Raw genomic sequence first — 24,011 nt, forward strand, 5'->3', positions numbered from 1 at the left:
GGCGCAGGCCAAGCCGGTGTCAGGTGGGATTGCAATCAAGAATTACAAGATGTTGCTGGTGAATTAATTCGGCAGGCGGAGGATCGTTGGGGGCGCGGGGCCGCCGAGGACCTGTGCGCACGCGGTCACCGTGTCCTGGCTCGCGGCAATGCCGGCTGTCGGTACACTTTGCACCGCGTGCGCACAGGTGCGCACCCTACGCCCCTTCACACGCCGCGGGCGCGATCCGCGTTGAACTGCAGCCGGAACGCGTGGAACCGGTCCTCGTCGATCGAATCGCGGATCTCCTGCATCAGCTTCAGGTAGTAATGCAGGTTGTGGATCGTATTGAGCCGCGCGCCCAGGATCTCCTTGGACCGGTGCAGGTGATGCAGGTAAGCCCGCGAAAAATTCTTGCAGGTGTAGCAGTCGCAGGACTCGTCCAGCGGCGCCGGATCGTCCTTGTAGCGCGCGTTCTTGATCTTGAGGTCGCCAAAGCGCGTGAACAGCCAGCCGTTGCGCGCATTCCGGGTCGGCATCACGCAGTCGAACATGTCCACGCCATTGGCGACCCCGTCGACCAGGTCTTCCGGCGTGCCCACGCCCATCAGGTAATGCGGCTTGTTTTCGGGCAGGCGCGGGCCGACGTGCGCCAGGATGCGCTGCATGTCCTCCTTCGGCTCGCCCACCGACAGCCCGCCGATCGCCAGGCCCGGGAAGTTGATGTCTTCCAGCCCGGCCAGCGACTCGTCGCGCAGGCGCTCGTACATGCCGCCCTGGACGATGCCGAACAGAGCGTTCGGGTTCTCGCCGCGCTTGAACTCGTTCATCGAGCGCTGCGCCCAGCGCAGCGACATGCGCATCGACTTGGCCGCTTCGTCCGCCGTGGCGGGGCGTCCGTCGATCTCGTACGGCGTGCACTCGTCGAACTGCATCACGATGTCCGAATTGAGCGAGCGCTGGATCTGCATCGACACCTCGGGCGAGAGGAACTGGCGCGAACCGTCGATGGGCGAAGCGAACTTGACGCCCTCCTCGGTGATCTTGCGCATCGCGCCCAGCGAGAACACCTGGAAGCCGCCGGAGTCGGTCAGGATCGGCTTGTCCCAGCCCATGAAGCCGTGCAGGCCGCCGAACTTGTCCATCACCTCGGTGCCCGGGCGCAGCCACAGGTGGAAGGTGTTCCCGAGGATGATCTGCGAGCCCACCTCTTTCAGTTCGGTCGGCGACATCGCCTTGACCGAGCCGTAGGTCCCGACCGGCATGAAGATCGGGGTTTCGATGGTGCCGTGGTTGAGCGTGAGGCGCCCGCGGCGTGCGTGCGACAGGCCGCTGGTGTCTTTTTTAAGCAGGGTAAATTCGAGCATTCTGTTATTGGCGTGATTGGGTAGTCAGCAGCATGGCGTCGCCGTAGCTGAAGAAGCGGTATTCGTTGGCGATCGCGTGCGCGTAGGCGTTGCGGATCTCGTCGTAACCGGCGAACGCCGACACCAGCATCATCAGGGTCGACTTGGGCAGGTGGAAGTTGGTGATCAGGCGCGTGACGGTCTTGAACCGGTAGCCGGGCGTGATGAACAGGGCCGTATCGTTACTGCCTGCGGCCAGCTCGCCGCTCTGCGAAGCCGATTCGAGCGCGCGCAGGCTGGTGGTGCCCACCGCCACCACGTCGCGCCCGGCCGCCCGGGCGTTCCGGACCGCGTCCACGGTCGCCGATGGGATCGTATACCACTCGCTGTGCATTTTGTGTTCGCGCAGGTCCTCCACCCGCACCGGCTGGAAGGTGCCCGCACCCACGTGCAGCGTCACGTACGCGATCTTCACGCCCTTGGCCGCGATTTTCTCGAGCAGCGGCTGGTCGAAGTGCAGGCCGGCGGTGGGCGCGGCCACCGCGCCCGGCTCTTTCGAGTAGACGGTCTGGTAACGCTGTTCGTCGAACTCGTCGGCGGCGTGCTCGATGTATGGCGGCAGCGGCAGGCGGCCGTGCGCCTCGATCAGCTCGAACACGTCGCCCTCGAAATGCAGCGTGAAGAATTCGCCGGCGCGCTCGCCCGCCGTCACCTCGAACGCATCGGCCAGGCGGATGCGTGTGCCCGGCTTGGGCGACTTCGATGCGCGCACCTGCGCCAGCACCGTGCGGGTGTCGAGCACGCGCTCGACCAGCACCTCGACCTGGCCGCCGGTTTCCTTCACACCGAAAAAGCGCGCCTTGAGCACCCGCGTATTGTTCATGACCAGCACGTCGCCCGGCTGCAGCTGGTCGACGATGTCCGCGAAATGACGGTCGGTGATCTGCGCCCCGTCCAGCTGCAGCAGGCGCGACGCGGTGCGCTCAAGCAGCGGCAACTGCGCGATGCGCTCGGGCGGCAGGTCGAAATCGAAATCGGAGAGCGTGTAGGTTCTGTTCATGAGTGGGAAAATCTATGCTGACAGCCGTACAATAGCGGCTCGAGCGCGTGAGGCGAACCCATTATTTTACGCTGATATCACGCACAACGCCCGTAATATGCCAGCAACGACACCTAAAGCCGCGCCAAAAAACATCGAAAGCAAGCTCGCCAAGCTCGGCCTGCGCACCGACATGGACCTGGTGCTGCACCTGCCGATGCGCTACGAGGACGAGACCCGGATCGTATCGATCCGCGAGGCCTGCACGCGCGGCGGCCAGACGTGGCAGGTGGAAGGCGTGGTCACCAAGAACGAGATCAGCTACAAGCCACGCCGCCAGCTGCAGGTGACGATCGCCGACGACGGTGGCGAGCTGCTGCTGCGCTTTATGAACTTCTACGGCAGCCAGGTCAAGCAGCTGGCCGAGGGCACGCGGGTGCGCGCACGCGGCGAGGTGCGGCACGGCTTTTTCGGCGCCGAGATCGTCCACCCCAATTACAAGGTCATCAACCAGGGCGCCCCGCTGCCCACTTCGCTCACGCCGGTCTATCCGTCGGGGGAAGGCCTGTCGCAGACCGTGCTGCGGCGCGCGATCGCGGACGCGATGAAGCGCGTCGACTGGCAGGACACCGTGCCCCAGGGCGTGCGCGCGAAGATGCGGCTGGCCGACTTTGAACCATCAATCAAGCTGCTGCACTACCCGCCGGTTGACGTCGACGAGCATGAGCTGACCGAGCGCACCCATCCGGCCTGGGTGCGGATGAAGTTCGACGAACTGCTGGCCCAGCAGCTTTCGCTCAAACGCGCCCAGCGCGCGCGGCGCGAAAAAGGCGCGCCGATGCTACGCGCGGTCGGCGCGCTGTCCGAAGCGTTCCTGAACCAGCTGCCGTTCAAGCTCACCGGCGCCCAGCAGCGCGTGGTGCGCGAAATCCGCGCCGACCTGCGCGAGGGCTATCCGATGCAGCGGCTGCTGCAGGGCGACGTCGGTAGCGGCAAGACGGTGGTGGCCGCGCTCGCCGCCGCACAGGCGATCGACAGCGGCTACCAGGCCGCCCTGATGGCGCCGACCGAGATCCTGGCCGAACAGCACTTCCGCAAGATCGCGGCCTGGATGGAACCGCTGGGCGTGAAAGTCGCCTGGCTGACCGGCAGCCTGAAGAAAAAGGAAAAGACGGCGGCCGTGGAGCTGGTCGAATCGGGCCAGGCGCAGCTCGTGATCGGCACCCACGCGCTGATCCAGGACACGGTGCAGTTCGCCAAACTGGGCCTGGTGATCGTCGACGAGCAGCACCGCTTCGGCGTCGGCCAGCGGCTCCAGCTGCGCAACAAGGGCAGCGACAACCTGGTGCCGCACCAGCTGATGATGTCCGCCACGCCCATCCCGCGCACGCTGGCGATGACCTACTACGCCGACCTCGAAGTGTCGGTGATCGACGAACTGCCGCCGGGCCGCAGTCCGATCGTCACGCGGGCGGTCGACCAGAACCGGCGCGACGAAGTGATCGAGCGCGTGCACGCGGCCGCGCTCGAAGGGCGCCAGGTGTACTGGGTCTGCCCGCTGATCGAAGAATCGGAAGCGCTGCAACTGCAGACCGCGACCGAAACCTACGAAACGCTGGCCGCCGCCCTGCCCGACCTGAAGGTGGGCCTGGTGCACGGGCGCCTCAAGCCGGCCGAAAAACAGGTGGTGATGGACGCCTTCGCGGCGGGCGAAGTGCACGTGCTGGTGGCGACCACGGTGATCGAAGTCGGCGTGGACGTGCCCAACGCCTCGTTGATGGTGATCGAGCACGCCGAGCGCTTCGGACTGTCGCAACTGCACCAGCTGCGCGGACGGGTCGGACGCGGCTCGGCGGCGAGCGTGTGCCTGCTGCTGTACCAGAGCCCGCTCGGCCATGTGGCCAAGCAGCGCCTGATGACGATGCGCGAGACCACCGACGGCTTCGAGATCGCACGGCGCGATCTCGAGATTCGCGGGCCTGGCGAATTCCTCGGCGCGCGACAGTCGGGCCAGGCAATGCTGCGCTTTGCGAACCTGGAGACCGACCAGTGGATTGTAGAGCAGGCACGCGACGTGGCGCAGCACCTGCTACAGGAAGAACATGCGGAGAACGTGGCGACCGTTGACGCGCACCTGGCGCGCTGGCTGGGCGGACGGGAAGAATTCCTGAAGGTCTAGAAAGACGGCGCGCATCACCAACCGTAGGGTGCGCACCTGTGCGCACGCGGTCATCGTATGCTGGCTTGCGGCTGCTGGATCACCACGCTGCCTTCGCGAACCGCGTGCGCACAGGTGCGCACCCTACGCCTATGTCGCCGCTAGCTCGGGAGCGTAGGGTGGGCAGGTTCTCCTGCCCACGCGCCCAGCGATAACGGGCCATTTCGAACAGTTTCCACGTCAGTTGAACGCGTGGGCGTTCGTAAAGTCGGCCACTGGCCAACTTTACCCCGCCCACCCTACAAAAAACAACTTACCGCTGGCAGCCCAAAAGAAAAAGCCCGCGTTTTTGCGGGCCTTGTATTGAAAGCGTCGAACGCTTACTTGGTTTCGCCAGCCGGCTCGGTGCTTGCCGATTCCTGCTTCGGCGCTTTCTTGTGAGCCTTGGCCTTCTTGTGCTTCGGCTGAGCCTTGGCCACCTTGGTGGTTTCGCCGGTTGCCGTCGCTTGCGTGGTTTCGCCGCCTGCTTTGGTGGCCTGGGTGGTTTCAGCCTTGGCCGGCGCAGCCTGGCCCGTCGCGGCGGGGGCTTGGGCGAATGCAGCGGTTGCAAACAGGCCGGCGATCAGGGTAGCGATAACTTTTTTCATGACAGATATTCCTCGTTAGGTTGTCTCACGTAGTGCATGCGTTGCATGCTACTGAGCCAAAAACGCGGCTCACCTGCCCGCTGTTGACGGCAATTACAAACGCTTACGATTCACGCAAATGCTTACAACTGCTCGACCCGGGTCAGCTCCACGCCGTCGACCACCATCTTCCATTTGCCCTGGTCTCGATACGGCGGCTTGCTGACGACGAAGGTCGTGCTAACGATGCCGTATCCGGCGTAGAAATCATTCCCGTCAAAACCCAGCAGCTCGATGTTGAGATCGATGATTTTGCGGCCCTTGCTATTTTTCCCGGGCCGTTCGCGCTTGTACTCGACCTTGCCGTCCTGCTGAATATTCAAGCGCATCTTTTCGCCGCGCCATTCGCCGATGTAAGCCGATTTGTCCGCGGGAACCGGGAGCGGAGTGGCAATGCTGGGCTGCGACGTCAACAAGCAAGCGGCGAGCAGCAGGGTGCGGAGAAACATTACGTTTCCTTTCAGGAGTGGCTTGCGGGCAAGTGAAGACTTCTCCTGAATAGTCGCCTGACGCCTTGCAGGTTGTCAAGATTGCACTGGCGGACGGCGGGAGGCACTCTCAGGGCGCCCGCGATTCATCCGCCGCGTAGGCCAGCCCTATCTGGCTGCGCATCTCGTCCATCACGGCCATCAATGCCAGCGTCTCGTCGTGGGTCATGCCCGGGCTCTCGATCAGTCCCTCGCGCCAGCAGCGCTGCGCCTCCATCGCCTCGTGCGCGTAGCCGTTGCCGATAAACGGCGTGTCGATCGTGCGCAAGGTGCCGTCGTCCAGCACCACGGTCAGGGACTTGGCCTGGTGAAAGCGCGTATTCATCCGTACGTAGCCCCGCGTCCCCGATACCGTCAGTTCGCACGGGGTGCGCGCCAGCATCGAGCAAATGCCGATCGACATGCCGCCGCCCCGGTGCTTGAGTGTGAAGCTGGTCTCCATGTCCACGCCGGTCGGGCCCATCCGCGCCTGCGCGCACACCGATTCGATCGGTCCCAGCAGCGCGGCGCAGATCGACAGCGGATAAATGCCCAGATCGAGCAGCACGCCGCCGCCGAGCGCCGGGTTGACCAGGCGATGCTCCGGCCCCACATCGGCGGCGTAACCAAAATCGGCCATCACCTGCTGCGGCGTGCCGATCTCGCCCGATTCGATGATGCGCTTCACTTGTGCCAGCGCCGGCAGGAAGCGGGTCCACATCGCCTCCATCAGGAACAGCTTTTTTTCACGCGCCAGCGCTATAACCTGCTCCGCCTGGCGCAGGTTCATCATGAACGGCTTCTCGCACAGCACGCCTTTTCCGGCACGCAGCGCCATCAGCGCGTTTTCAAAGTGCAGCGTGTGCGGCGTGCCGATGTAGACCAGGTCGACGTCGGGGGCGTCGGCAAGCTCCTGGTAGGAGCCGTAGGCGACGCCGGCGCCGAATTCGTCCGCGAACGCGCGCGCAGTATCGAGGCTGCGCGATGCCGCCGCCACCAGCTGCGCCCCCGGCGTGTCCCAGAGCGCGGTGGCGAACGCGCGCGCGATCTTGCCGGTGCCGAGAATCCCCCACCTTACGTTCTCCGCCATGGCCGCTCCCCTCAGGTGGCCCGTCTGGGCCGGAACACGCTCACATCCCCATAAAACAGCTCGTCCTGCCCCGGCCACCACCCCGGCACGCCGAGCACCGGCAGCGGCGTGAAACAGCGGGTCGTCAGGTCCTGCGCGGCGAGTTCCCCCGCCACCTTGCGGTCGATCCAGCCACGCTGCTCATCATTTGACAGCGCAAAGTATCCGTCGTTCGCCACCACCACCCGCACATGCGCGGTAATCGCCTTGCGCGGCGCGACCAGCTTTTCCATCAGCGCGTGGCCAAACAGCCAGGGCTGCGCGTGCGCTCCCCATGCCGCGCGGCGCTGGCACAGCGCTTCGCTCCAACGGTGCGCGCGCAGCGCCGCGACCAGCGCATGCGCTTCTTGCGAATCGCGCACCACCAGCAGCGCCGCGTTCTCGTCGAAGATGGTGGCCGCGTCGCGCGCCGGCCCGCGCGCCTTGCCAATGCCGGCCAGCGCGATCTGCGCGGCCTGCAGCGCGTTCAGCTCTCGCTTGATGAGCGGGAAGCTCTGCCACACCAGGCCGTTGAAGAAGTCGTGCAGGTTGTCCCTGGTCGGCACGCAGCCGGTCGCGCCGATGAATTCCTCGTAGGCGCGGCCTTCCGGCAGTTCGGACTGCGGCACGAAGCGGATCGGCTGGCCGTGGTGGTTGGCCAGCTTGAGATCGGCAGCGTTGGCGTTGAAGGCGTCGATGAAGTCCTCGCCTTCGTGGTGCAGGCGCGCGAACGCCGGCCGCACGGAGTCGTACCACGGCCGCGTCCAGTCGATCTGCGCCAGCATCGCCGCTTACAGCATCTTCCAGTTGAGTTGCTCGCCGCCGTTCAGCGGCGCCAGCTGCGTTTCGCCGAACGGTACCGTCTCAGGCAGGGTCCATGCCTCGCGCTGGAGCGTGATAGTGCCCTCATTGACCGGCAGGCCGTAGAACGCCGGGCCGTGCTGGCTCGCGAACCCTTCCAGCTTGTCGAGCGCGCCCGCCTGCGCGAACGCTTCGGTGTACATCTCGATCGCGTGCAGTGCGGTGTAGCAGCCGGCGCAGCCGCAGCTGGTTTCCTTGGCGCCGAGCGCGTGCGGGGCGGAGTCGGTGCCCAGGAAGAAGCGCTCGTCGCCGCTGGTGGCGGCGGTCACCAGCGCCAGCCGGTGTTCTTCACGCTTGAGTACCGGCAGGCAGTAGTAGTGCGGACGCACCCCGCCACGGAAGATCTCGTTGCGGTTATAGAGCAGGTGGTGCGCGGTGATGGTCGCCGCGATCGGACCTTCGGCTTCGGCCACGTACTGCGCCGCATCCTTGGTGGTGATGTGCTCGAACACGATCTTCAGCTCTGGAAAATCGCGGCGCAGCGGGCGCATCACGCGCTCGATGAACACGGCCTCGCGGTCGAAGATGTCGATCGCGGGGTCGGTGACCTCGCCGTGCACCAGCAGCGGCATGTCCACTTCCTGCATCACTTCGAGCGTCTTGTAGCACTTGGCCAGGTCGGTCACGCCGGCTGCCGAGTTGGTGGTGGCCCCCGCCGGGTACAGCTTGACCGCGTGGATGAACCCGGTTTCCTGGGCGCGCCGGATCTCGTCCGGATCGGTGTTATCGGTCAGGTACAGCGTCATCAACGGCTCGAAGCGCATGCCTTCGGGCAGCGCGGCCAGGATGCGCTCGCGGTAGGCGGCGGCATCAAGCGCGGTGGTGACCGGCGGTTTCAGGTTCGGCATCACGATCGCCCGTGCGAACTGGCGTGCGCTGTGCGGCAGAACGCTGGCCATCGCCGCGCCGTCGCGCAGGTGCAGGTGCCAGTCGTCGGGGCGGGTGATGGTGAGGGTGTGCGGGGTGTCGATGGTGGTGGACATGGCAATTTATCGAAGAGCGGACTGCCCCTATTTTACCCGCAGCCATAAAAGCGGCGCGCCCCGGCCGTTTCAAGCGGGCATGGATGACTCCCTAAATTCATCTATATGATTCAGTTGACATGAATGATTTAGGGGAGTAGCATGATTTCACGGTCCCAAACCAACTGACCGAAACATCAAGGAGGCAGAGATGATTCATTTTGTGGTGCACGAAGAGGGCGACTCGGTAGGAACGGTCGTGGTCGAAGGCGTCAAGTCCGGCGCCGCGCTGAACGGCTGGGTCATGGAACAGGATCAGATGGTGGAGATGCGCACCGCCAGCGACATCCCGATCGGTCACAAGATCGCCCTGAAAAACCTCGCGCCAGGCGACACCGTCATCAAGTACGGCGTCGACATTGGGAAGGTGGTGGCCCCGATCGCGGCCGGCGAACACCTGCATGTACACAACGTTAAAACCAAGCGCTGGTAAGTCACCAGTCCAGCTAACGAATCAAGGGAGACAGACATGATCAACCAGGACACCACCTTCCTCGGCTACCGCCGTGAAAACGGCCGCGTCGGCGTGCGCAACCACGTCATCGTGCTGCCGGTGGATGACATCTCGAACGCCGCCGCCGAGGCGGTGGCCAACAATATCAAGGGCACCATGGCCCTGCCCCACCCGTACGGCCGGCTGCAGTTCGGCGCCGACCTGGAGCTGCACTTCCGCACGCTGATCGGCACCGGTTCCAACCCCAACGTTGCCGCCGTGGTCGTGATCGGCATCGAGCCGGAGTGGACCCAGCTCGTTGTCGACGGCATCGCCAAGACCGGCAAACCGGTGCAGGGCTTTTCCATCGAACGCCATGGCGACCACGAAACGATCTTCGCCGCTTCAAAGGCAGCAAAGGAGCTGGTGCAGTGGGCATCTGAAAAGCAGCGCGAACCTTGCCCCATCAGCGAGCTGTGGGTGTCGACCAAGTGCGGCGAATCGGATACCACTTCCGGCGTCGCTTCCAACCCGACGGTGGGCAATGCGTTCGACAAGCTGTACGGGCTGGGCGCCACGCTGCTGTTCGGCGAGACCTCCGAGCTGACCGGCGGCGAACAGCTGGTGGAGGCGCGCTGCGCCAATCCGCAAGTGAGGGAAAAGTTCATGGCCATGTTCAACCGCTACCAGGACATGATCAATCGCTATAAGACCTCCGACCTGTCGGACTCGCAGCCGACCAAGGGCAACATCGCCGGCGGCCTGACCACGATCGAGGAAAAGGCGCTGGGTAACATCCAGAAGATCGGCAAGCGCTGCATGGTGGACGGGGTGCTGGACAAGGCTGAAACGCCGACCGGGCGGGGGCTGTGGTTCATGGACTCGTCGTCAGCTGCGGCCGAGATGGTGACCCTGAGCGCGGCGGCGGGCTACGCGGTGCACTTCTTCCCCACCGGGCAGGGCAACGTGATCGGCAACCCGATCCTCCCGGTGATCAAGATCTGCGCGAACCCGCGGACGGTGCGCACCATGTCCGAGCACATCGACGTCGACACCACCGGCCTGCTGCAGCGTGAGCTGAACCTGGACGCCGCTGGCGACCAGCTCCTCGAATGCATGCTGCGCACTGCGAATGGCCGGCTGACCGCCGCCGAAGCGCTGGGGCACCGCGAGTTCACGCTGACCCGGCTGTATGAAAGCGCCTGATGTGTCTGGTAGCGCGTCGTCCCCGGGCTCGGCGCCCCCCTTGGCGGGGACCCATGCTGAGCGTGATTTCACGCGGCGTATGGGTCCCCGCCTCCGCGGGGAGTCGTGCCGACCAATGGGAGGGACGACGACGCTTGAGGCTAACTATTGTTGGACGCTGCTCACGCCCGCTTTCCCCTCGCCGGCCTGCTGTCCGCAAAATATTCCTTGATCGCCGCCGTGAACGCCAATCGGCTGTGCGACCTGCGCTCGAGCAGCCCCACGCAGCGCTCAATCGTCACTCCGGGCAGCCGGATCACGCGCAGCGCCCTGTCCTTCTCCCACTGCACTTTCGCCAGCTGCGGCACGATCGAGATGCCGAACCCCTGCCGCACGATCTCCACGGCGGCCTCCACCGAATTGAGCTCCAGCTCGTCGCGCGTGCTCACGCCCGCTTCGTTCAACACGCCCTTGACCAGGTGCCCGGTCCACGTGCTGCGGTCAAAGCGGATGAACGGCGCCTGGCGCAGCGCGTCGAGCGGGGCCGCGGGCAGGTCGAAGTGCGGCTGGCGCGGCACGATCAGCACCATCGGCTCGTTGTACAGCGGCGTCCACAGCAGACTTGATGCCAGCGCCCGCGGCGGCTGCGTGACGATCGCCGCGTCCAGCTCGCCGCTCTCGACCTGGTACGCGAAGTCGCTCGACAGTCCGGCGAACAGCTGCACCTTCAGCTTCGGGTGCTGCTGCTTCAGGCTCCACAGCGCGTCCGCGAACGCGCCCATCAGCGTCGACACCAGCGCGCCCATCATCACCTTGCCCGACAGCTCGTCGCTGTCGCGGGGGCTGGCCAGCGCTTCGTAGCAGGACAGCAGCTCCTCCACCTGCGGCACCGCCTTGCGGCCCGCGGTGTTCAGAACAATCGAGCGCGGTCCGCGATCAAATAGAACCTGGTCCAGTTCTTCCTCGAGCGCGCGGATCTGCAGGCCGACCGCCGCGGCGGTCAGGCCGACCTCCTGGCCAGCGGCGGCAAAGGAGCCGTATTTTGCGACGGCAAGAAAAGTCTTGAAGGTGCGAATCGAAGCCATGGCGGCGTGAAATAACGAAGTCCCGGACACCACCAATACTAAAGTAAAGCTTTATCTCATACAAATAAAGACTAGCTTTTATTTGTAGGACCATTCCTCCACAATGACCTTGTCAACGCTGAATGCCAATCAGCTCATATCCAAGGTGAGATCGACATGACGACGAATCTAGAAGTGAAGGTCTGGCGCGGCAAGGAGGAAGGCGGTCTCGTCACGTACGAGGTGCCGCGCTTCGAGAACCAGACCGTGCTGGACGTGGTGATCCATATCCAGCGCAATATCGATCCGGGCCTGGCCTACCGCTACGCGTGCCGGGTCGGCATGTGCGGCTCGTGCGCGATGACGGTCAACGGCGTGGCCCGCTGGACCTGCCGCACCCACGTCGGCAAGGTCGCACAGGACGGCAAGCTTGAGATCGCTCCCCTTTCCAACCTGCCCGTCATCAAGGACCTGGTGGTCGACATGACCGAGTTCTTCGACAAGTGGGCGAGCGCCCGGGGCAGCTTCAAGGGCGCGAAGACCCGCTACGACGATTTCGCGCTGGTCGAGCCGGGCAGCCCCGAGCGGCGCAACGCCGACGAAGGTATCGAGTGCATCGGCTGCGCCGTCTGCTACGCCTCGTGCGACGTGGTGACCTGGCGCCCCGACTTCCTCGGCCCGGCGGCGCTGAACCGGGCCTGGACCCTGATCAACGACGTGCGCGACGTGACCCAGGACGAACGCCTGCTGGCCGTCTCCGGCGACGCCGGCTGCCACGCCTGCCACACCCAGGGCTCGTGCACCGAGCGCTGCCCCAAACACCTGGCGCCGACCGCCGCGATCGCTGGCCTCAAGCACCTCTCCATCACCACGTTAAGGAGGCACAAATGACTGATACCGTCACCCAGGTCAGGCTCTGGTACTGGGGCCGCATCAGCTCGATGGTGCTGGCGTTCTGCGTGCTGGTGCACCTGGCGGTCATCATCTATGCAGTGCGCGCCGGCCTGACCGGCGCCGCGGTGCTGGCCCGCACCCACGGCAGCGTCGCCTTCGGGCTGTTCTACACGGTGTTCGTGCTGGCCTGCGCCGTGCACGCCCCGCTGGGCATGGCGCGCATTGTGCGCGAAGAACTCGGCTGGAGCGAGCAGATCGTCAACCTGCTGGCCATCCTGTTCGCGCTGCTCCTCCTGGTACTGGGACTGCGCGCTGTTTATGGAGTGGTACTGGCATGAAACGCATCAACGACTACCGCGCCCGCAACCATCCGGCCTACTGGGCCTTCGTGGTGCACCGCGTGTCCGGCTTCGTGCTGGCGCTGTTCCTGCCGGTGCACTTCTGGGCGCTGGGCCGCGCGATTGAAGGCGAAGCCTCGCTCGACGCCTTCCTGCGCTTTACCGACCAGCCGCTGTTCAAGTTCGGCGAATGGGCCCTGGTGCTGCTGCTCGCGGCGCATCTGGCCGGCGGCGTGCGCCTGCTGCTGATCGAGTTCGGCCACTGGACCGGGCTACGCAAGAACCTGATTGCCATCGGCGCCGGATTTGCTGCGATGACCAGCCTGGCGTTCGCGCTCGCGCTGGTGTTCTAGATTACATACATGGGGAACTGAAATGAAGATCGATTTGGCGGCGGTCGAAGAAGCCGCAAAAGAACTGTACATCCGGGCGCTCAAGGTACTGCCGCCCGACATCAAAGGCGGCTTCGCGCGCCTGACCGAAACCGAGACCGTGCCGCGCGCACAGAACATCCTGGCGACGATGGTCAAGAACATCGCGGTCGCCGAAGAGAACGAGAACCTGCTGTGCCAGGACACGGGCGTGCCGATCTATAACGTGACGATCGGGCGCGGCATCGAGGGCGACGGCTACGACCTGAAGCAGGCCATCCGCAAGGGCTGCGAGCGCGCCACGCGCGAGCACCCGCTGCGCTCGTCGGTGGTGCACCCGCTCACCCGCAAGAACGAGCAAACCTCGTGCGGCATCGAGGTGCCGGTGATCCACATCGACTTTTCCGACCATCCGGAGGAACTGGCGATCCAGATGATCCCCAAGGGCAGCGGCTCGGAAAACAACTCGTTCCTCAAGATGGCGATCCCGGCCGAGGGCGTGGACGCGATCAAGGAGTTCGTGATCGACTGCACCATCAACGCCGGCGGCAAGACCTGCCCGCCGACGATCGTCGGGGTCGGGATCGGCGGCACGTCCGACCTGTGCATGGCGCTGGCCAAGCGTGCCGCCGTGCGCCCGCTGGGCAGCCACTGCAGCGACCCGGAAGGGGCCAGGCTCGAGCGGCAACTCTTCGAGGCCGTCAACCACCTGGGCATCGGCCCGCAAGGACTGGGAGGCGACTCGACCGCCTTTGCCGTGCACATCGAGCTCGCCTCGACCCACATCACGCTCAACCCGGTTGCGGTGAACATGCAGTGCCATTCGGCGCGCAGGGCAAGCGCAACCTTTACCCCGGACGGGGTCACTTACGGATTCTGATCATGGCACACTACGAACTGACTACCCCGGTGACCGAAGAACAGGTCCGCCAGCTGCGCGTGAACGACACCGTGACCCTGCAGGGCACGCTGTTCGGCATCCGCGACGCAACCCAGATCCACATGCTCGACCGTGGGCGCACCACCCGCTTCGACCTGCGCGGGCACGCCGTGATCCACACCGCGCCCAACGTACGCAAGGTCGAGAAAAGCGAACAGTACCCGGCCGGCTACCAGCCGATCTGCATCGGCACCACGACCTCCGACCGGATGGAGCGCTTCACCCGGCCGTTGATGGAGCAGTACGGCGTACGCATCACCATCGGCAAGGGCGGCATGCGCGAAGGGACGCTCGATGCATTGCACGAGCTGGGCGGCGTGTACCTGGCCATCGTCGGCGGTACCGCTGCGCTCGAGACCACCTGGATCGAGCAGATCGAGGACGTCGACCTGGACGACCTGAATCCCGAATCGCTGTGGAAGTTCCGCATCAAGAATTTCGGCCCGCTGCTGGTCGGGATGGACAGCCACTGCAACAGCCTCTACACCGAAGTGAAGACAGACGTGGAAGAGCGCCGCGCCGAAGTACTGGCCAGCCTGGGAGTGCGCAAATGAACGATATCAAACGCATCCGGACCGACATCCTGATCCTCGGTTCCGGCGGGGCTGGCCTGTTCGCTGCGCTGCACGCGCACCAGGCCAACCCGAACCAGTCGATCACGGTCGCGGTCAAGGGCCTGCTCGGCAAGTGCGGCTGCACGCGGATGGTCCAGGGCGGCTACAACGTGGCGCTGGCCGCGGGCGACTCGGTCGAGCGCCACTTCATGGACACGATCGAGGGCAGCAAGTGGCTGGCCAACCAGGAACTGGCCTGGACGCTGGTGACCACCGCGGTCACGCGCGTGCACGAGCTGGAAAACGAGCTGGGGTGCTTTTTCGACCGCAACCCTGACGGCACGGTGCACCAGAAGGCGTTCGCCGGCCAGACGTTCGACCGCACGGTGCACAAGGGCGACCTGACCGGGATCGAGATCATCAACCGCCTGTCGGAACAGGTGTGGGCGCGCGGCATTGGCCGGCTCGAGGAGCATCGCGCCATCGATCTCATCAAGACCCCGGACGGCGCTGCGCTCGCCGGTGTGCTGATGATCGACATGCGCACCGGCGAGTATGTGTTCGTGCAGGCCAAGGCGGTGCTGCTGGCCACCGGCGGCGGGCCGACCATGTACAAGTACCACACCCCGTCCGGCGACAAGAGCTGCGACGGGCTGGCGATGGCGCTGCGCGCCGGGTTGCCGCTGCGCGACCTGGAAATGGTGCAGTTCCACCCGACGGGCTTGCTCGCCGGCGCCCACACCCGCATGACCGGAACCGTGCTGGAGGAAGGCCTGCGCGGCGCCGGTGGCTGGCTGCTTAACGGCAACGGCGACCGCTTCATGGAGAACTACGACCCGCGCGCCGAGCGCGCCACCCGCGACATCGTCTCGCGCGGCATCTATTCGGAAATCCGGGCCGGGCGCGCCACGCCCAACGGCGGCGTCTACATCCAGATGTCGCACCTGGGGCCGGACAAGGTGCGCCAGCAGTTCAAGGGCATGGTCGAGCGCTGCGCCGACTGCGGCTTCGACCTGGCCGAGGGGCGCGTCGAGGTGGTGCCGACCGCCCACTACATGATGGGCGGCGTGATGTTCAACCCGGACTGCACCACCGTCCTGCCCGGGCTGTTCGCCGCCGGCGAGGATACCGGTGGCGTGCACGGCGCCAACCGGCTGGGCGGCAACGGCGTGGCCAACTCGACCGTGTTCGGCGGCATTGCCGGCGAAAGCATGGCGGAGTGGGTTGCCGCCAATCCTGACTTCCGGGCGCCGGACGAGGCGGCCATCGCGCGCAGCATCCAGGAGCACGACGCGCCGTTCTCGCTCGAGCCGGGCAGCCTGGAAGCGATCCGCGAGGAGCTGTTCGACTGCATGTGGACCGACGTCGGCATTTTGCGCACGGCAGAAGGCTTGATGCTCGGCCAGCAACGCCTGGCCGCGCTCGAAGAGCAACTGGCGCACACCGGCATTGCCGCGGGCGACCGTGCGTACAACCTGAGCTGGCACGACTGGATCAACCTGCGCAACCTGATCGCGGTGAGCCGCGTGATCGACGCCGCCGCGCTGCTGCGCGAGGATTCGCGCGGCGCCCACTTCCGCGAGGACTTCCCGCAGACGGGCGACCTGGAGAGCTCGACCTTCACCGTGGCGCGCCAGACTGCCGAGGGGATCACGCTCGGCCGCGAGCCGGTGCGCTTCAAGCGCGTGCGGCCGGGCCACACGATCCTGCGCGACGAGCCCCAGTCCACCCATTGACCCGCTAAATAAGGCGCCGTCACCGGCAGGTGTGGGTTTCGTAGGGTGGGCGGGGTGAGGCTGGCCAGTGGCCAGCCGAACGGCCCACCCGTTCAACAAAACGGAACCTACTGGGATATGGCCGATGATCGCTGACCTGCCCACCCTACGCACTGCCCACCCTACGCCCGCAGTTAACGGCGAGAAAGCTATCAAAAAAACCTTCAAATCATATAAGTCATCTAGTTGAATTTTGATGTTAGTTGGACTAGTATGAAGTCTCGTACAAGCGTTACCTGATCGACGAAGCATTCCACCGGGGCCGGCAAGACAAACAAGCTGCAACAGCGGCGGCCCCAGCGACCAATCTGTTGAAGGAGACATCCATGCAACTGAAATCGATCGTGTCGTACACCCTCGGCGCCGTGCTGCTCTCCGCAGCCGTCACGAGCCATGCGGAAGTGAGCGAGGTGAAGATCGCGGAGCAGTACGGGATCGGCTACCTGCCCCTGATGATCATGGAAGACCAAAAACTGGTCGAGAAGTACGCCAAGGAGGAAGGCCTCGGGGACCTGAAGGTGACCTGGTCCAAGTTCGCGGGCGGCAACGTGATGAACGACGCGCTGTTGTCGGACAGCTTGCAGTTCGCGTCCGGCGGCGTGGCGCCGATGGTGACGCTGTGGGCCAAGACCCGCGGCAACTACGACGTCAAGGCGGTCGGCGCGCTGAACTCGATGCCGCTGCTCCTGAACACGCGCAACCCGAAGGTCAAGACGATCAAGGACTTCACTGACAAGGACAAGATCGCGCTGCCGGCGGTCAAGGTGTCGATCCAGGCGGTGACCCTGCAGATGGCGGCCGAGAAGGCGTTCGGCGCCGGCCAGCAGGACAAGCTCGACCACCTGACGGTATCGATGAGCCACCCGGACGGCATGGAAGCGCTGCTGTCGGGCACCAGTGAAGTGACGGCGCATTTTTCCGCGCCGCCGTTCCAGTACCTGGAGCTGAAGCAGCCAGGCATCCATACGGTGCTCAACTCGTACGACGTGTTGGGTGGCCCGGCCACCTTCAACCTGGTGTGGGCCACCAGTAAATTCCGCAACGACAACCCCAAGGTGTACCTCGCCTTCACCCGCGCACTCGACGAGGCGATGACGATGATCAACCGCGACAAGAAGTGGGCCGCCCAAGCCTACCTGCGCATTTCCAAGGACAAGGAAAGCGTCGACGACATCGTCAAGATGCTGAGCGACCCACAGGTGAAGTTCACGACCACGCCGCAGAACGTGACCAAGTACGTGGACTTCATGCAAAGGACCGGTGCGATCAAGGCCAAGCCCAGTTCGTGGAAGGACATGTTCTTCCCGAACGTGCACAACCTGCCGGGCAGTTGATTGCTTCTACCGGCCACGAGCATTTCGCAGCACTAGTAAAGAGGATAGAGAGACATGAACATGATGCCAAACCAGCAGCTCGAGCCCGCACCACTCCTGGACGTGCGGGACGTCACGCTGCAATACAAAACCAAGGCGCACCTGGTGACAGCGACCTACCGGGTCAGCTTCCAGGTGTTCAAATCGGACCGCTACGTGCTGCTTGGCCCGTCGGGCTGCGGCAAGTCGACGCTGCTCAAGGCAGTGGGCGGCTACCTGAACCCGACCGAGGGCGAAATCCGGCTCAAGGGCAAGGCGGTGTGCCGCCCCGGCCCGGACCGGATGATGGTGTTCCAGGAGTTTGACCAGTTGCTGCCCTGGAAGACGGTCAAGGAGAACGTAATGTTCCCGCTGCTCGCCTCCGGCAAGCTGCGCGGCAAGGCGGCCGAAGAAAAAGCGATGCAGTACATCGAGAAGGTCAACCTGGCCAAGTTTGCCAACCACTTCCCGCACACGCTGTCCGGCGGCATGAAGCAGCGCGTGGCCATCGCGCGCGGCATGGCGATGGAGCCGGACGTGCTGCTGATGGACGAGCCGTACGCGGCGCTGGACGCCCTCACCCGGCGCAAGATGCAGGACGAGCTGCTGCAGCTGTGGGACGACACCCACTTCACGGTGCTGTTCGTGACGCACTCGATTCCCGAGGCGATCAAGTGCGGCAGCCGCATCCTGCTGCTCTCGCCGCACCCCGGTCAGGTGAAGGCCGAGCTGGACAGCGTGCCACGCGACGTACACGACCCGAACGCCGTCAAGGCGCTGGAACACGAAATTCACAAGATGCTTTTTGCAGACGAAGTCGAAAAGGAGGTGCAGCATGTCTAAGGATGCCGTTTTGTGGTCGCGCCCGCCGATCCACCGCGAACCCGTCGATTCATCCAATTTCGGCGTGGTCGAAAAACCCCTGTCCACGTTCGAAAAGCTGTACAACCTCAGCGTGGTGCGCAAGGCCCTGATCCTGGTGCTGCTGATCGTGGCCTGGGAAGTGGGCGCCCGCGCGCTCGGCAACGAGCTGCTGTTCCCGACCTTCGTGTCGACCGTCGAGGCCCTCTTCAAGGGCATCGTCAGCGGCGACCTCCTGATCAAGATCTGGACTTCGCTCAAGGTGCTGGTGTGGGGTTACGCGATCGGCATCGTGCTGGCCGGCGTGCTCACCGCGATCGGCATCGCCTCGCGCATCGGCACCGACTTCCTCGAGACCATGACCTCGATGTTCAACCCGCTGCCGGCGATCGCGCTGCTGCCGATCGCGCTGATCTGGTTCGGCCTTGGCAACGGCAGCCTGATTTTCGTGCTGGTGCACTCGGTGCTGTGGGCCGTCGCGCTCAACACCCATTCGGGCTTCCGCGCGGTCTCGAACACCCTGCGCATGGTGGGCAAGAACTACGGCCTGGGCGGCTTCGCGTACGTGACCAGGATCCTGATCCCGGCCGCGTTCCCGAGCATCCTCACGGGCCTGAAGATCGGCTGGGCGTTCGCATGGCGTACCCTGATCGCGTCGGAACTGGTGTTCGGCGTGAGCTCCGGTTCGGGCGGCCTTGGCTGGTTCATCTACGAGAACAAGAACGAGCTCGATATCCCCAACGTGTTCGCCGGCCTCCTGGCGGTGATCCTGATCGGTTTGATCGTCGAAAACCTCGTGTTCCACACCCTGGAGAACCACACCGTGCGCAAGTGGGGCATGCAGGCTTAAGCGGCAACGGCAACCCGACCTCCGGCCCGAAGCAAGGGTTGGAGGTCATCTGCCGCCGACCGGCGGCGTCAAGCGTGCGATGCGCGCCCTGATAGTTGAGCTATTATGCTGGGCGCATGCTGCGGCCTGGTGGCTTGAAGCCCGACGGCCCACGCGTTCTTCCAACTTCCTGATACGCCTGCCCGCCGCAGCCAGCAGCGCAGGCAATCCGATCGCGCAACGCGCCTACGCTTGCCGCCATCGAAACCGGTCAAATCGTCAATCTGTAATCGAAACAGGAGTAGTGCAATGGCTTTTGGGTGGGAGACGGTGGCGCTGCTTGCGTTAATCATCATCCTTGCGTACACGGTGTTCGGCCTGACCGGATTCGGCTCCTCGATCACCGCCATGCCGATGCTGGTGCTGGTCATTCCGCTGAAGATGGCGGTGCCGCTCATGCTTATCTTCGACCTGACCTCCGGCCTGCTGCTCGGCCTGAAGAACCGGCGCGTCATCGCCCGCCATGAAATGCTGCGGCTGGTGCCGTTCATGCTGGCCGGGATGGCGCTGGGTGTGGTCCTGCTGGTCAAGGCGCCGGAGCGCCTGCTGCTGCTCACGCTCGGCGTCTTCATCCTTTCGTATTCGACCTGGAGCCTGCTGCTGCGGCGCGACCCGCAGCCGATCGGCAGCGGCTGGTCCCTGCCGTTCGGCGTGGTTGGCGGGGTGTTCACAGCGATGTTCGGCACCGGGGGACCGTTCTACACGATCTACCTCGCCCGCCGGCTGGACGACAAACAGATCCTGCGCGCGACGATCAGCGGGGTGATCTTCCTTAGCGGCCTGTCGCGACTTGCGCTGTTCACCAGCGCGGGACTGTACCGCCAGGAGTCGCTGCTTTTGCTGGGGCTGATCCTGCTGCCCTGCGCGCTGGGCGGGCTTTATCTCGGCAACCACCTGCACAGCCGCTTGCCGGCTGGCCGGGTGGTGCAGGTCATCTGGGGCATCCTGATCCTCGGCGGGGCGAGCCTCATACTGCGCAATCTTTAACCGACGGCTTGTGCTGCTTGGTAGGGTGCGCACCTGTGCGCACGCGGTGCGAACGGGGCGTTGTGGTGGTGGCGCCGCGAGCCTGGACACGCTGGCTACTTGCAGACGATGTCCGAAAGCACGTCGATCAACTTCCGCCGCGACTCAAGCGGGTCTTGTACGCGCCGGTAGATCACATCGCATTGCTTGGTAGCCTCCGGCAGCTTCACGGCCTGAACAATGTTACCGTCGCCGTAGGCACAGACCATCCATTTGTCTTGCGGGGTAAGCACACCATCCGAATCTACGGGTACCACGCCGAGCGACGGGAATCTGTTGATGGTCACGCCGTTCTTGCCCTTTATCGTCTCCCCGATCAGCTCACCCGGTCCTTCGTTCAGCGGACCAATCCAGACACGTGCATCGGATAATAGCGCCCTCGACCTGGGCCGGTAGAGGCCCCTCCACCCGGCTGCAGACGTCACCGTGATCTGGCTCGCATCGACCTGCGGTGGACAGACGATGTGCTGCTCTGCCCTCGCGATGCCGGGACCAAGGATGCTGAAGGTCACGCCCACTAGTGCGGCCACGGCTATACGCTGGATGTCAGTCGGATGAATCATGTCACCGTTCGATTATGTAGAACATGCTGGCATTGTCGGAGATAGGGTATGCCGCGCTCTTGCCATAAATGAGCACGTCACGGGCGCTGATCTTGTCTTTATGATAGTGCGCCCCCGGATGTGGGTTCCACTGGTCCATCATCCTGATCGACATAATCTTGCATCGACCGGTCTTGGGATCATGTGTGCAACTGGTATTCGCCCAAAGGAAAAATGCAGCATGGCGGTAACCGGCGTGCGGAAACCGACCATCGATGAACGTCGCGATGGCAGTTCCCTGCTCGATCTGCCTGCCCGATGCCAGCACGTCGATGACGTTCTCCCCGGGTTGCCACGTAGTGGTGTGGCCGATGTGAGACAGGTAGTGCTGGACGAGGCGAACGCACTCCCCGCCGTCTACCTTTGGCTTTTGCTCCAGATGGATGGCACCGCGATAAACGAATGGCATGATGTTCTACGAGGAAAGATCATGTCGTCATTATGGAGTGCGCCCGGGAGCTGTTTTTGATCCGAGACATTACAAACCGAGCATCCTGATAAGGCCGAAGGTGAAGAGCCCCAGGCCCAGGAGCGATAGCACGAAGACTGCGGCCACCTTGCCGCCCGCGAGCAGCACCGCGCGCGTCTCCTTCTCCTTCTCCTTCTTCCCTTGATCGTAATGCCACTTGATGGCGAAGAACATGCCCGTGCCTAACACGAGAACCTTGAACGTGACGAAGACTATAGGGATCCAATCCATGATTTTGAGTATTTCCAGGCTATTACTTGACACTATCTATCGTGAGGAGCACTACGTCAAAACGCTGCTTCAGCAGCTTTATTTCTTGTTCAAACCATCGAGGCCAACTGCCTGAGTATTTTGCTCCAGCGGAGTGATTTGCCGAATGCAGATGAGAGGAGAAAACGTCAGCGACTGCCATGCAAGGATGGTGTTGCTGCAGGTTCTGAGGCATTCTACTTAAAAGCAATTTCCATACATTGAGACAAAATGTCCCAGTTGAAAACCATACAAGATGAGAATTTGCCAATCTGGTTGCCGCGATTGGCCGGGAACAAAGGGCCACGTTTTTTGCAGATTGCGGATGCGTTGCAGGCGGCGGTGGTAGACGGATCGCTGAAACCGGGTGACCGTCTACCTCCGCAGCGCCAGTTGGCAGCACAGCTGGACGTCGACCTGACGACGATCACGCGCGCATACGACGAAGCCAGACGCCGCAACTTGTTGGAGGGCCGCGGCGCTCGAGGCACTTATGTCGCGGCGCCGAAAGTCGAATTGACCTCGATCCTCGACCTGAGCATGAATACCCCACCACCGCCGGATGGCGTGGACTTCGACGACATGTTGAAACAAGGTTTGTCTCAAGTACTGATGAGGGCAGATAATGAATTGCTGATGACTTACCACTTGGGCGGGGGAAGCGACTCCGACCGTAACGCTGGAGCCAAATGGCTCGAACCGATGTTTGGACATCTGGATTCTCGACAGGTTGTTGTCTGTCCGGGTGCGCAAGCGGCGATCGCCGCATTGATCCTTGCGCTGACGGAGCCTGGCGATGTTATCCTGGCAGAGCCAACGAGTTATCCCGGCTTGCGTGCCGCAGCGACCCAATTCGGCCGGCACCTCATTGCGGTGGAAGCGGACAAGCACGGGATGGTGCCTGAGATGCTTGAGCAAGCGTGCCGCCAGCACAAGCCCGGGCTGGTCTACCTCAATCCGACATTACAGAACCCGACCGCCATCACCATTCCGGAACGCCGGCGCAAGGAGCTCGCCAGCATCGCGAAGCGCTGCAATGTACGCATCGTCGAGGACGATCCCTACTGGCTCCTTGCCGATGCCCCGCCACCACCTATTGCCACGTTTGCACCGGAACAGGTGTACTACATCTCAACCCTGTCGAAATGCCTGACGCCCGGCTTGCGTGTCGCCTTCGTGCTCGTACGCAACGCGCACGAACGCGAACGTTTCCTGGTCGCGCTAAGATCATTTGCGCTGATGGTCGCTCCTCTGACGGCCGCACTGGCCACTCAGTGGATCCTCGACGGTTCGGCTGACGGATTGATGGAAGGCGTACGCAACGAGGCGCGCCTGCGCCACCGGATGGCTCGGGATATTCTGGCCGGGCGGTACAGCGGCTTTGGTGACGGCCTGCATGTATGGCTCGAGTTGCCGGCGTATTGGAACTCCTCACAGCTTGCGCGTGCAGCCGCTAGCTACGGCATCGCAGTCACGCCGGCGGAGGCATTCGAAACTGGCAGCGGATCCGTGAATGCAATTCGGATCTCTTTGGGTAGCATCAAGGACCGTGGACGCTTACAGGCGGGTCTTCAACGGCTGTCTCATCTGCTTGCGCGGCGGCCCGAGTCGCTCAGCGCTGCTGTGGTTTAACTGTCCAGGAAACACTGTGCTTCCACTTGGCGGAACCCGATGCGCCAACTGTAACGGACCGCAAATGGTGCCGCCGAGACGGAGAGACGAGCAGGCTGTTCCTCCTCAGTGAACAGACCTCACTTGCTCCCGTTGGTGCCGGAGCTTTCGCATCAAATAGTCGCGCAGGACGACCGCCTGATTGTGTTCGGTGTCTCGCGCGCCATACAGGAGCGTGACGGGCTTGTCCTTGGCGGCGTCCATGATCGATTGCCAGGCTGCGGGATTGGCATCCAGCTCGTGCTCATAGCGCCGCCTGAATTCACCCCAGCGCTCGGGATCATGCCCGAACCATTCGCGAAGCTCGTTGCTGGGTGCCACCTCCTTGAGCCAGCCGTCGAGTTTCACCGATTCCTTCCTGATGCCTCGCGGCCAGAGCCGATCAACGAGGAAATGCGCGTGCGCGGCATCATCTGCGTGCTCATATATGCGTTGAATATCGATTGCGTGTTTCATGGTCGCGATACTCCTGTGCTGGCTTCTCCCAGAAGAACATGATAGTCGACACCGGCCCAGCGTTTTGACTCAAGAACCCAGGTTAAATTCCTCCCCCCTTGGCGAGGTCAAATTTCCCCCATAGGCCGCGTGCCACACCGGCTCGGTATGGGCCCCCGCCCCCTGAAGTGACCCAGAAATGTTGGACAGCGATTGTTACTGCATTGCGAGCTGGGT

The 24,011-nt window shown here is 63.7% G+C and carries 26 protein-coding genes; 14 read left to right on the top strand and 12 right to left on the bottom strand.

Going from position 1 to position 24,011, the window contains the following annotated elements; genetic code table 11:
* Window positions 1-206: 206 nt before the first annotated feature.
* Complete coding sequence (gene tgt, locus E4O92_RS05585; protein ID WP_135188767.1) at window positions 207-1,346, bottom strand: tRNA guanosine(34) transglycosylase Tgt; 1,140 nt, start codon at window positions 1,344-1,346, stop codon at window positions 207-209.
* 4 nt (window positions 1,347-1,350) lie between these two features.
* Window positions 1,351-2,385 carry a tRNA preQ1(34) S-adenosylmethionine ribosyltransferase-isomerase QueA gene (gene queA / locus E4O92_RS05590; protein ID WP_135188768.1) on the bottom strand — a complete coding sequence of 345 codons (1,035 nt, stop codon included), beginning with the start codon at window positions 2,383-2,385 and terminating at the stop codon, window positions 1,351-1,353.
* Window positions 2,386-2,482: 97 nt separating this feature from the next.
* Between queA and recG the strand changes: the two genes are divergently transcribed.
* A complete protein-coding gene (gene recG / locus E4O92_RS05595; protein ID WP_135188769.1) occupies window positions 2,483-4,543 on the top strand; it encodes an ATP-dependent DNA helicase RecG in 2,061 nt (686 codons plus the stop codon).
* Between the two features lie 359 nt (window positions 4,544-4,902).
* On the opposite strand, the gene E4O92_RS05600 is transcribed toward recG, so the two are convergent.
* The 5 genes from E4O92_RS05600 to pyrC all read right to left on the bottom strand — a co-directional run bounded on the left by E4O92_RS05600 (window position 4,903) and on the right by pyrC (window position 8,627).
* Window positions 4,903-5,169 carry a hypothetical protein gene (locus E4O92_RS05600; RefSeq protein ID WP_135188770.1) on the bottom strand — a complete coding sequence of 89 codons (267 nt, stop codon included), beginning with the start codon at window positions 5,167-5,169 and terminating at the stop codon, window positions 4,903-4,905.
* A 122-nt stretch (window positions 5,170-5,291) separates the two neighbouring features.
* Window positions 5,292-5,657, bottom strand: coding sequence for a hypothetical protein (locus E4O92_RS05605; RefSeq protein WP_206076818.1), 366 nt, complete (start codon window positions 5,655-5,657; stop codon window positions 5,292-5,294).
* Between the two features lie 109 nt (window positions 5,658-5,766).
* A complete protein-coding gene (locus E4O92_RS05610; protein ID WP_135188771.1) occupies window positions 5,767-6,765 on the bottom strand; it encodes a Gfo/Idh/MocA family protein in 999 nt (332 codons plus the stop codon).
* Window positions 6,766-6,776: 11 nt separating this feature from the next.
* Window positions 6,777-7,568 (bottom strand): DUF3025 domain-containing protein, encoded by a 792-nt coding sequence (locus tag E4O92_RS05615; protein ID WP_135188772.1) that lies wholly within the window; start codon window positions 7,566-7,568, stop codon window positions 6,777-6,779.
* A 6-nt stretch (window positions 7,569-7,574) separates the two neighbouring features.
* Complete coding sequence (gene pyrC / locus E4O92_RS05620) at window positions 7,575-8,627, bottom strand: dihydroorotase (RefSeq protein WP_135188773.1); 1,053 nt, start codon at window positions 8,625-8,627, stop codon at window positions 7,575-7,577.
* Between the two features lie 190 nt (window positions 8,628-8,817).
* Between pyrC and E4O92_RS05625 the strand changes: the two genes are divergently transcribed.
* Complete coding sequence (locus E4O92_RS05625) at window positions 8,818-9,099, top strand: UxaA family hydrolase (RefSeq protein WP_135088285.1); 282 nt, start codon at window positions 8,818-8,820, stop codon at window positions 9,097-9,099.
* 36 nt (window positions 9,100-9,135) lie between these two features.
* Window positions 9,136-10,305, top strand: a complete 1,170-nt coding sequence (locus E4O92_RS05630) for a UxaA family hydrolase (RefSeq protein WP_135188774.1) — start codon at window positions 9,136-9,138, stop codon at window positions 10,303-10,305.
* 161 nt (window positions 10,306-10,466) lie between these two features.
* On the opposite strand, the gene E4O92_RS05635 is transcribed toward E4O92_RS05630, so the two are convergent.
* Window positions 10,467-11,369 (bottom strand): LysR family transcriptional regulator, encoded by a 903-nt coding sequence (locus E4O92_RS05635; RefSeq protein ID WP_135188775.1) that lies wholly within the window; start codon window positions 11,367-11,369, stop codon window positions 10,467-10,469.
* Window positions 11,370-11,525: 156 nt separating this feature from the next.
* Between E4O92_RS05635 and E4O92_RS05640 the strand changes: the two genes are divergently transcribed.
* The 10 genes from E4O92_RS05640 (at window position 11,526) to E4O92_RS05685 (ending at window position 20,309) form a co-directional block, all read left to right on the top strand.
* Entirely contained in the window at window positions 11,526-12,239 is a 714-nt protein-coding gene (locus E4O92_RS05640; protein ID WP_135188776.1) for a succinate dehydrogenase/fumarate reductase iron-sulfur subunit, read from the top strand.
* Window positions 12,236-12,580, top strand: a complete 345-nt coding sequence (locus tag E4O92_RS05645; protein ID WP_135188777.1) for a succinate dehydrogenase — start codon at window positions 12,236-12,238, stop codon at window positions 12,578-12,580. The genes E4O92_RS05640 and E4O92_RS05645 overlap by 4 nt, the downstream gene beginning before the upstream one ends.
* The gene (sdhC, locus tag E4O92_RS05650) at window positions 12,577-12,933 is read left to right on the top strand and encodes a succinate dehydrogenase, cytochrome b556 subunit (protein ID WP_135188778.1); all 357 of its coding nucleotides are present in this window, start codon (window positions 12,577-12,579) and stop codon (window positions 12,931-12,933) included. Before E4O92_RS05645 ends, sdhC begins: the two co-directional genes overlap by 4 nt.
* 22 nt (window positions 12,934-12,955) lie before the next feature.
* Window positions 12,956-13,831, top strand: a complete 876-nt coding sequence (locus E4O92_RS05655) for a fumarate hydratase (RefSeq protein WP_135188779.1) — start codon at window positions 12,956-12,958, stop codon at window positions 13,829-13,831.
* 2 nt (window positions 13,832-13,833) lie between these two features.
* Window positions 13,834-14,445, top strand: a complete 612-nt coding sequence (locus E4O92_RS05660) for a FumA C-terminus/TtdB family hydratase beta subunit (RefSeq protein ID WP_135188780.1) — start codon at window positions 13,834-13,836, stop codon at window positions 14,443-14,445.
* On the top strand, window positions 14,442-16,181 hold the full coding sequence (locus tag E4O92_RS05665; RefSeq protein WP_135188781.1) for an L-aspartate oxidase: 1,740 nt from the start codon (window positions 14,442-14,444) through the stop codon (window positions 16,179-16,181). Before E4O92_RS05660 ends, E4O92_RS05665 begins: the two co-directional genes overlap by 4 nt.
* Window positions 16,182-16,546: 365 nt before the next feature.
* Window positions 16,547-17,554, top strand: a complete 1,008-nt coding sequence (locus E4O92_RS05670; protein WP_135188782.1) for an ABC transporter substrate-binding protein — start codon at window positions 16,547-16,549, stop codon at window positions 17,552-17,554.
* A gap of 63 nt (window positions 17,555-17,617) precedes the next feature.
* Window positions 17,618-18,415 carry an ABC transporter ATP-binding protein gene (locus E4O92_RS05675; RefSeq protein ID WP_135188791.1) on the top strand — a complete coding sequence of 266 codons (798 nt, stop codon included), beginning with the start codon at window positions 17,618-17,620 and terminating at the stop codon, window positions 18,413-18,415.
* Window positions 18,408-19,283, top strand: a complete 876-nt coding sequence (locus E4O92_RS05680; protein WP_135188783.1) for an ABC transporter permease — start codon at window positions 18,408-18,410, stop codon at window positions 19,281-19,283. Before E4O92_RS05675 ends, E4O92_RS05680 begins: the two co-directional genes overlap by 8 nt.
* Before the next feature lie 288 nt (window positions 19,284-19,571).
* A complete protein-coding gene (locus tag E4O92_RS05685) occupies window positions 19,572-20,309 on the top strand; it encodes a sulfite exporter TauE/SafE family protein (protein ID WP_135188784.1) in 738 nt (245 codons plus the stop codon).
* A gap of 95 nt (window positions 20,310-20,404) precedes the next feature.
* On the opposite strand, the gene E4O92_RS05690 is transcribed toward E4O92_RS05685, so the two are convergent.
* The 3 genes from E4O92_RS05690 to E4O92_RS05700 all read right to left on the bottom strand — a co-directional run bounded on the left by E4O92_RS05690 (window position 20,405) and on the right by E4O92_RS05700 (window position 21,650).
* Window positions 20,405-20,911, bottom strand: a complete 507-nt coding sequence (locus E4O92_RS05690; RefSeq protein WP_135188785.1) for an STY0301 family protein — start codon at window positions 20,909-20,911, stop codon at window positions 20,405-20,407.
* 1 nt (window position 20,912) lies between these two features.
* A complete protein-coding gene (locus E4O92_RS05695; protein ID WP_135188786.1) occupies window positions 20,913-21,359 on the bottom strand; it encodes a BPSL0067 family protein in 447 nt (148 codons plus the stop codon).
* A 69-nt stretch (window positions 21,360-21,428) separates the two neighbouring features.
* Window positions 21,429-21,650, bottom strand: a complete 222-nt coding sequence (locus tag E4O92_RS05700; protein WP_135188787.1) for a hypothetical protein — start codon at window positions 21,648-21,650, stop codon at window positions 21,429-21,431.
* 249 nt (window positions 21,651-21,899) lie between these two features.
* Between E4O92_RS05700 and E4O92_RS05705 the strand changes: the two genes are divergently transcribed.
* Window positions 21,900-23,300 (top strand): aminotransferase-like domain-containing protein, encoded by a 1,401-nt coding sequence (locus E4O92_RS05705; protein ID WP_206076820.1) that lies wholly within the window; start codon window positions 21,900-21,902, stop codon window positions 23,298-23,300.
* Between the two features lie 105 nt (window positions 23,301-23,405).
* Here the strand turns inward: E4O92_RS05705 and E4O92_RS05710 are convergent, their stop codons facing one another.
* Window positions 23,406-23,795 carry a DUF488 domain-containing protein gene (locus tag E4O92_RS05710; RefSeq protein WP_135188788.1) on the bottom strand — a complete coding sequence of 130 codons (390 nt, stop codon included), beginning with the start codon at window positions 23,793-23,795 and terminating at the stop codon, window positions 23,406-23,408.
* Window positions 23,796-24,011: the final 216 nt, after the last annotated feature.

It is taken from the genome of Massilia horti (assembly GCF_004614195.1).
Taxonomy (GTDB): domain Bacteria; phylum Pseudomonadota; class Gammaproteobacteria; order Burkholderiales; family Burkholderiaceae_D; genus Telluria; species Telluria horti.